The sequence below is a fragment of the Ruminococcus flavefaciens ND2009 genome, from assembly GCF_000621785.1.
GTDB lineage: Bacteria > Bacillota > Clostridia > Oscillospirales > Ruminococcaceae > Ruminococcus > Ruminococcus flavefaciens_C.
The window spans coordinates 80,684-89,057 of sequence record NZ_JHXI01000018.1; the positions used below are offsets into that span (position 1 = coordinate 80,684).

Below are 8,374 nucleotides of genomic sequence, written 5' to 3' on the forward strand. Positions count from 1 at the left end.
TTGATAGTTATATAAACTATGTGTCTTCTTTTCTTTGCAATAATAACTATGACAGGAAACGTGTAAGGAGTGATTGTCCGAAACACGCGCAAAAAGCCCCGAGTTTACCGCCTTCAAAACCAAAATGGTATAGTTACCACACCGCTCCCGTTGAACGCGGTTGTCGCGCAACGTGGAGCGAGTTGGGGGATATATCAGAGGGAGAAAAAACGGACAAACCTGCGGTGCGGAAGTCGGTCCGCAAGACCGGCAAGCATAGCAAACGGCGTTCCGTTTGCCGCTGAAACGGGAGAACCCGTGCCCCTTTCGAGTCGCAGGTTAAATTTCGGTCGCATGAGCGACCGAATATTCATCTCGGACGGGCAGTGCCCGCCGAGAATTCGGGAAACCAAAGCAGTGACAGATAGTCGCATAAAAGCAAACATCCATGAAAACAGGTCTCATATCTTCATAGTGAAAGCCGTAAAAGGGCTGTTTTATGGTAAAAAATGCAGTCTCCTGAGTGACTGCAACAGATGTCAATACTGCACACAGACGTGAGAAAAAATCTGGTGGTATTGGTGATTACATTTTGAATTGAATAGTGGTACAATGTTGCGTACGGAGGGCAGAGTATGACAAAAATCGATACGGACTTTGCAGTAAAATGTCTCATCGAAGCGCTGTTCGAGAAAGGAGTTATTAACAGCGCCACATACTTCAACATCATCAAAAATGAATTCAAGAACAAGGCTGAAAATGATACGAAAGGAATGGTGGCTTGATGTACAATAACATAATGCTCGATAGAAATCGTCCGAGAAAGGTGGTTTTCTATGGAAGAGTATCAACAGATCACGAGGCGCAGTTGTCTGCACTCGAAAACCAGATCCAGTGGTATGAGGATCAGAAAAAATATCATCCGAACTGGAACGTAGTTGACCGCTACATAGACGAAGGCATCACAGGTACGCAGGCGAAGAAGCGTCCATCGTTTCTGAGAATGATAGCGGACGCTAAGAACGGAAAGTTCGACCTGATAGTTACCCGTGAGGTATGCCGATTTGCAAGAAACACGGTGGACACTCTCTCCTTCACAAGAGAGCTCCGAAACATAGGAGTTGAAGTATTCTTCGTCGAGGACAACATCTGGACGATGGACGGCGACGGAGAGCTCCGGCTCTCGCTTATGGCTACGCTGGCGCAGGACGAGAGCCGCAAGGTCTCGGAGAGAGTTCGTGCAGGTCAGATGGTAAGCCGTGAAAAAGGAATACTGTACGGCAACGGAAATATTCTCGGCTACAATAAAGTTGGCGAGACCTATGTCGTTGATCCCGAACAGGCAGAGACGGTCCGAATGATATTCGACCTGTACCTGCAAGGGCTTGGCGGCAAGAAGATAGGCGATGAGTTGACACGGCTCCATTACAAAAACGCTTCTGGAGCTGTGAAGTGGGACTCCGGAAATATCCTGCGCATCATCCGCAATGCGACCTATATGGGACGAGTGGTATACAATAAGTCCCACAACAATAATTATCTCGACCAGCGGCGTATAGTAAATCAGGACGAGGACACATACATCATCGGTGAGAAAAAGTTTGAAGCTATCATCGATGAGGACAAATGGTACAAGGCAAATGCAATGCGCAGATCAAAGAAAAAGCCGACGCTGGTAGTCGGCGGAACAGTGCTGAGGTCGAGGTGTAATCCCTCAACAAATATGTGGACCAACAAGCTGATATGCTCCTGCGGTTCGGGTTTCAGACGTGACCTGTGGGGCAAGAACAAGGCAGGAGTTCCGAGCTGGGGATACCGCTGCTACAACAAGCTCAATCACGGCAGTGCAAAGGTGCGCAGAGAAGCAGGACTTGACACCACTGACTTCTGCGAAATGAAAATGCTTCCGCAGTGGCGGCTTGATCTCATTGCTGAGCATATCTTCGAGGATACATTCGTAAACAAGCGAGAAGTATTCGCAAAAGTACTTGAGCTTGTTAAGAAATATTATCGCCCTGACGATACATCACCCGAGACACACAAGAGCGACAGTGAGATACTTGCAGAGATAAAAGCACTCGAAAGCAAGATCGACAACCTCATAGATATGAGAGCTGAAGGAGTGCTTACAAAGGAGGCATTCACCAAAAAGCACAGCAAAATTCAAGCGGAGATAGATGAAAAGAAGAGACTGCTCAATGTTTCAACTGAGGAAGTGCCGAAGGATAATGCAGAAAGCTTCAAGGCAAGCATACGCAATATTGAACAGACACTTCACGCAATGTCTGACTTCAAGGGCGGAGCTTCCGCAGCCTTTATGGACAAGCTCATCAGCAGCGTACAGGTGGTCAACTCCAACAGCTATATCTTCAACATCAGATATAATGAGAACTATACAGGTGCAATGATGTGCACTGCAAGCGGCAGACGAAACAGAGCTGTCGTAAATATCGACGAGATAACGGACTCCCCTGACGGGGAGTCCGCTTCGCGTAAAAGGAGAAATGCCTGCCCGGATGATCAGCCATACAGGCTGCTATCGCTGACAAGAAGTAATTATAACTCATCAGAGTTGATCTGCACATACGATTAACATTTGCGCCCGTGTATACGGATAACTGATGTTAATAACGATCCCCCTGAATCATTTCGGTTCAGGGGGATTTTTTGTGTCTGGAATTGGCCGGATCACTGGTCTGATAGCAGTATAGGTGTAATCAGTACAGAGAAATGTAACCTGTACATCAACAAAAAGCCCTTACATTTTTGAACTGTAAGGGCTTTTTTATTATAGTATTTCTTCTCCGCTGTGCAGAGCTATGAGCTTGTCGCCCATTATATCTTTCATCATCTCGAATTCAGGAATGCCCGTGCAATGTCCGCTGTAAAATACGGTATCAAGCTGTGAAAGCTCCTGCGATGTCTGAATGATGACTGCTTTTTCTTCCTCGGTGTGCTCGCCCTCACGCTTCATCATGTGGAATCCTGTGATAACATAGTCGGGATAGCTGTCAAACAGTTCCTTGTATCGGTCAAGGATATTGAGTATGCCGTTATGGGAACAGCCGGACAGAAGCCAGCGTTTTCCATTTTGAATGATAACAAGACATTGCTCGTGGCAGAAATCGTCACAGACCTTTTCGCCGTTTTTTATGCAGGACAGTTTTTTGTTTCCCTGCGGATAGCATCTCCTACCTGTGATGCCGCTGAACAGAAACAGCTCGTCATCAAGTTCCATATCGCCGTCTATGAGCTGAATATTCGGCAGTTTAAGGATATCTGTATCAATGCCGATGTAGCGATTGCCGTTGAAGTGGGGCTCGGCAGCCGACTTCTGCATGATTATCTGTGTGGTATGGTTTATCTGCGAGAATGGCAGAATACCTCCCGAGTGGTCATAGTGTCCGTGACTGAGTATCACAGTATCTACTGTGGACAGGTCTATGCCGAGAGTTTCAGCATTTTTTACAACTGCGTCGGTCTGCCCTGTATCAAGCAGCAGTTTGTGCTTTTCAGTCTCAATATATAACGAAAGCCCATGCTCTGCGATACAGTTTTCAGTACCGCAGGAGTTTTCTACAAGTGTGACGATTTTCATCAGTGGTTACCGCAGCTGTGACTGCCACAACCGTGATCTCCGCAAGAATGTTCCTCACCGTGCTCGTGAGCATGGTGGTCGCAGGTGGGATTAGAGTTCTGTACAAGCGTCTGTGCAAGGAAAGCTGCCACAGCTTCATCGGCGCTGCCTATATTTCCGCCGTAAAGAGCGATACCTGCCTCCTGCATAGCCATCTGAGCTCCGCCGCCGATACCTCCGCAGATAAGAACGTCAGTCTGTGCGTTTTTCAGGAACCCTGCAAGAGCGCCATGTCCTGCACCCATTGTTCCAACTACCTGCTCGTTGATGATCTTGCCGTCGGCAACATCGTACAGCTTGAACTGCTCTGTTCTGCCGAAATGCTGAAAGATCTGTCCGTTTTCATAGGTTACTGCGATTCTCATAATAGTGCTTCCTTTCTGAGTTATCCCCTCCGGGATCGTGTTGTCAAGAGTATAATTTCCGCCTGAAATGATGATGCGTCTGCCCTCCACCAGTGCCTGAGCGAGCTTTTTTCTTGCAGTATCATATATTGCCGTGACAGTCGTTCTCGCCACGTTCATCTCCTGAGCACACTGTTCCTGCGTCTTTGACTGATAATCTATCAGACGTATCGTTTCAAACTCGTCAAGCGACATAACGACCGTATCGTTTGCTGTATCCTGATCGGGCGCAAAGCTCCAGTAATCGGGGTAACAACATATACGGCGTGATTTCTGAGATCTTGGCATATCAGCATCTCATTTCTGACTTATGTCGATTATAACACATTTATTGACTTATGTCAAGTATAATTCTGCATTTCCGGATATTGACGGATATTAATTCATTTGGTATAATTCTTCTGTAGGAGTGATATTGTGAATAAGAATCTTGAATTGTTCCTGACCTTTATGAAGATCGGAGCATTTACATTTGGCGGCGGTTATGCGATGATACCGCTGATCCAGAAGGAAGTATGCGAAAACAAAAAATGGCTGAATGAAAAAGAAATATCTGATATTGTTGCAATTTCAGAATCAACACCGGGCCCGATCGCAATCAATGCCGCAACGTTTGTAGGATATAAGACATCGGGATTTCTCGGAGCGTGTATGGCTACGCTGGGAGTTGTTCTGCCGTCTTTCCTTATAATTTCGCTTATCTCCATGATATTGACGCAGTTTCAGAGCATCAGAGCAGTCCGTTATGCTTTTATGGGTATAAGAGCAGCCGTCCTTGCACTAATATTAAAAGCACTGTGGATGATGTTCAAATCGGTGAAGAAGAAAAAGAAACCCTTTTCCTATGTGATCATGGGACTTTCACTTGTGCTGACTGCTTTTCTGAAAATTGATGCTGTCTTTGTCATCATCGGCTGCGGCTTGTTTGGTTTGATCTGGTCGATTTTTAACAGAAAGGAGCAAAGCAATGGCACTGATTAAATTGTTTCTTGCCTTTCTGAAAATAGGTGCGTTCACCTTCGGCGGCGGATATGCAATGATCGCTATGATACAGGCGGAAGCTGAAAGTCAGGGCTGGCTGACACAGGAAGAGCTTGTGGATTTCGTCGCTCTGAGTGAGAGCACGCCGGGACCTCTTGCAGTAAATATGGCTACATTTGCAGGAATGAGAACTGGCGGTGTTCTCGGAGCTATCATCGCAACACTTGGTATTATTCTGCCTTCCTTTATCATTATACTTATCATCGCAAAGTGTTTTGAGAAGTATGAGAAAAGCAAAGCTGTAGGCGGTATCATGTCGGGCTTGAAACCTGCTGTTGTCGGAATGATAGGTACAGCCTTTATATCTGTTACGAGGACAGTGTTCTTTCCGTCTGGTATCAGTATATCTGCTTTTTCTTCAGCGGGCTTTTGGATATTCCTCGGATTATTCGCCGTTACCACCGTGCTTGCGTTCAAAAAGGTACACCCGATCAAGATCATTATTCTGTCTGCGGTGATAGGAATAGGCGTAGGATATGGACTTGGATTATAATAGAATTTAGAAAAACATATTGACATTTTTCTATATGTATGATATAATATAGAAAATCTTCAATGTGAGGTGAGAACGTGGAATTATCAAACAAGCAGATCACTGTGATATTCAAAGCCCTGTGCGATGAAAACAGAGTGCAGATATTCAGACTTCTGCAAAACGGCGAACTATGCGCCTGTCATCTCCTTGAGGAGCTTCACCTGAGTCAACCGACACTCTCTCACCATATGAAGGTACTCTGCGACAGCGGTCTTGTGGTCGGTAGAAAAGAGGGCAAGTGGATGCACTACTCTATTTCGCAGAAAGGTGCTAAGATAGCTATGGACTGCCTGAAAGAGATAACAGCAGTAACTGAAAATGATTGTGAATGCTGCAATAAATAAGCCGTATGACCATACGGCTTAAAACAATATCAACAAATAGATATATCTAAATATGACTATTGGAGGAAATAAAAATGGATCATGTTTCAAAAGCGGTACAGTATTTTGAGAAAGGGTTTATGTGTTCACAGGCAGTATTTGCGTCGTTTGCAGAACAGTTCGGTATAACGGAAAAGCAGGCACTTCAAATAGGTGCTTGTTTCGGTGGTGGTATGAGAAAGGCTGAGGTATGCGGTGCGTGTACGGGTGCACTTATGGTGCTCGGTATGAAATACGGTCAGTTTGATGAAAACGATCTTGAAAGCCGTGCTGCTCAGAGTGCAAAAGCATCTGAGTTCCTTGATAAGTTCAAAAATCGCAAAGGTTCATATATATGCCGTGAGATACTCGGATGCGATATTTCTACCGATGAAGGCAGAAACTACGCACGGTCAAACGGTCTGTACAGCAAGTACTGCCCCGAAATGGTAAGGACGGCAGCAGAGATACTGACTGAAATACTCGGAGGTGATGAAGAATAGTGTGGGACTTCATACAGGACGAAGTATTCGGCATGAAATGGCTGAACAGGCTTATCGGCTCTTTGCTGAACGCCTGCGGGCTTGATACTGAAAGCAAGCTGGGCGGTAGTCTGCAATTCTTCATCTATGATACGATAAAAATCATGGTGCTGCTTGGTTTTCTGATTTTCGTGATAACCTATATACAGAGTTATTTCCCGCCTGAAAAAACGAAGAAGATACTCGGCAGGTTTCACGGTATTGGTGCCAACTGCATTGCCGCTCTGCTCGGAACTGTCACGCCTTTCTGCTCATGCTCGTCCATACCACTGTTTATGGGCTTTACAAGTGCAGGGCTTCCTCTGGGAGTGACGTTTTCATTCCTTATTTCATCGCCAATGGTTGACTTAGGCTCGCTCGTTCTGCTGATGAGTATATTCGGCTGGAAGGTCGCTGTTATATATGTGATAGCGGGACTTGTAATTGCAGTCGCAGGCGGTACGCTTATCGAAAAATTGCACCTTGAAGATCAGGTGGAGGAGTTTATCCGAAACGGCAGGAGCATTGATACTCCGCAGAACGAGCTGACAAAGCGTGATAGAATGAAATACGCCTGGAAGCAAGTAGCTGAAACGGCAAAGAAAGTTTTGCCCTATATCATAGTTGGAGTTGGAATCGGAGCCATTATTCACAACTGGATACCGGAGGAATGGGTAGTCAAAGTTCTCGGAACCGGCAACCCGTTCGGAGTTATCATAGCTACTATCTGCGGTATACCGATGTATGCTGACATTTTCGGCTGTATCCCCATTGCAGAAGCGCTTGTCGCAAAAGGAGCAAATCTCGGCGTAGTTATCGCTTTTTTGATGGGCGTTATCACGCTGTCACTGCCGTCAATGATAATGCTGAAAAAAGCTATCAAGCCAAAGCTGCTCGGCATTTTTATCGCTATCTGTACGGTCGGGATTATCCTCGTCGGATATTTCTTTAATCTCATTCAGGATTACATTATTTAGGAGGAACATATTATGGCATTATTTGGTAAGAAAAAGGAAGAGAAGAAAGAGGGGGCTTCCTGTTGCTGCTGCGGTGGAGAGCAGACTATAAGCAAAACAGCATCTACTTGCTGCGGTGAACCTGTTGACGGTATCTGCTGTATCAAAGTGCTCGGTTCTGGCTGTAAAGCCTGTCATCAGCTCTACGATAACACAGTCAAGGCAGTTGAGGGAATGGGCATCGAGGTCGAGTATGTCACAGACTTGCAGAAGATAATGGAGTACGGAGCAATGTCAATGCCTGCGCTTGTGGTTAATGAGAAGCTCGTTTCCTCTGGTAAAACTCTGGATCCTGCTGAGATATTAAAGATTATAGGCAAATGACAATATTTAAGATAGCCGTTAAGCCTGTTTTTCTTGTATATTCCTGCGCTAACGGCAGTATGTAAAAGCACTGCCAGTCCAGAGAGGACACGCGCTCATATTACGCGCTTTTATACCAGATAGGTGTATTTATTTCCTGTCAGACTGCTATCGCTGACAAGAAGTAATTATAACTCATCAGAGTTGATCTGCACATACGATTAGCATTTTCACCCGTGTATACGGATAACTGATGTTAATAACGATCCCCCTGAACCTTAAGGGCGGTGCTTATATAGAAGTTTATAGGTAATTATCGGGGACAAACCTTTCTGAGGAAAGGTTCTTTCCCCGAACCCCTTTTCCAAAGACTTTATAACTGAATTTAGCCCCAGAAGGGCGTTCCATATAAATGTGATAATCGGTAATATTACCAGGAGCGCCCTTCTGGGGCTAAATTTAATGCTAAAAGTTTTAGGAAGGGAGTTTGAGGGAGAACCCTTTTTCAAAAGGGTTTCCCTCAATATCACCCGTAAAACTTCTGTACGAGTGTCGCCCTTATGGTTCAGGGGGATT

General features: G+C 45.4%; 11 protein-coding genes. 8 read left to right on the forward strand and 3 right to left on the reverse strand.

The window, feature by feature from the left end; all coding sequences use genetic code 11:
- Positions 1–614: 614 nt before the first annotated feature.
- Positions 615–764 (forward strand): hypothetical protein, encoded by a 150-nt coding sequence (locus T488_RS19550; protein ID WP_155267021.1) that lies wholly within the window; start codon positions 615–617, stop codon positions 762–764.
- On the forward strand, positions 764–2,572 hold the full coding sequence (locus T488_RS17120) for a recombinase family protein (RefSeq protein WP_051536366.1): 1,809 nt from the start codon (positions 764–766) through the stop codon (positions 2,570–2,572). The genes T488_RS19550 and T488_RS17120 overlap by 1 nt, the downstream gene beginning before the upstream one ends.
- A 195-nt stretch (positions 2,573–2,767) precedes the next feature.
- Here the strand turns inward: T488_RS17120 and T488_RS0106130 are convergent, their stop codons facing one another.
- The gene (locus tag T488_RS0106130) at positions 2,768–3,577 is read right to left on the reverse strand and encodes an MBL fold metallo-hydrolase (RefSeq protein WP_028520033.1); all 810 of its coding nucleotides are present in this window, start codon (positions 3,575–3,577) and stop codon (positions 2,768–2,770) included.
- Positions 3,577–4,308, reverse strand: coding sequence for a DUF134 domain-containing protein (locus tag T488_RS0106135; protein ID WP_028520034.1), 732 nt, complete (start codon positions 4,306–4,308; stop codon positions 3,577–3,579). The genes T488_RS0106130 and T488_RS0106135 overlap by 1 nt, the downstream gene beginning before the upstream one ends.
- Positions 4,309–4,437: 129 nt before the next feature.
- On the opposite strand from T488_RS0106135, the gene T488_RS0106140 reads away from it, so the two are divergent.
- From T488_RS0106140 to T488_RS0106165, 6 genes are all read left to right on the forward strand, one after another.
- The gene (locus T488_RS0106140; RefSeq protein ID WP_037297269.1) at positions 4,438–5,001 is read left to right on the forward strand and encodes a chromate transporter; all 564 of its coding nucleotides are present in this window, start codon (positions 4,438–4,440) and stop codon (positions 4,999–5,001) included.
- Positions 4,988–5,554, forward strand: coding sequence for a chromate transporter (locus T488_RS0106145; RefSeq protein ID WP_028520036.1), 567 nt, complete (start codon positions 4,988–4,990; stop codon positions 5,552–5,554). Before T488_RS0106140 ends, T488_RS0106145 begins: the two co-directional genes overlap by 14 nt.
- A 77-nt stretch (positions 5,555–5,631) precedes the next feature.
- Positions 5,632–5,940, forward strand: coding sequence for an ArsR/SmtB family transcription factor (locus T488_RS0106150; RefSeq protein WP_028520037.1), 309 nt, complete (start codon positions 5,632–5,634; stop codon positions 5,938–5,940).
- Positions 5,941–6,014: 74 nt separating this feature from the next.
- On the forward strand, positions 6,015–6,461 hold the full coding sequence (locus T488_RS0106155) for a C-GCAxxG-C-C family protein (RefSeq protein WP_028520038.1): 447 nt from the start codon (positions 6,015–6,017) through the stop codon (positions 6,459–6,461).
- A 32-nt stretch (positions 6,462–6,493) separates the two neighbouring features.
- Positions 6,494–7,456, forward strand: coding sequence for a permease (locus T488_RS0106160; protein WP_051536368.1), 963 nt, complete (start codon positions 6,494–6,496; stop codon positions 7,454–7,456).
- Between the two features lie 12 nt (positions 7,457–7,468).
- Positions 7,469–7,819: a thioredoxin family protein gene (locus T488_RS0106165; protein ID WP_028520040.1), complete on the forward strand. Its 351-nt coding sequence runs from the start codon at positions 7,469–7,471 to the stop codon at positions 7,817–7,819.
- A 257-nt stretch (positions 7,820–8,076) separates the two neighbouring features.
- On the opposite strand, the gene T488_RS19975 is transcribed toward T488_RS0106165, so the two are convergent.
- Positions 8,077–8,374 (reverse strand): hypothetical protein (locus T488_RS19975; protein WP_028520041.1); only part of this gene is annotated, 298 nt, incomplete at its 5' end.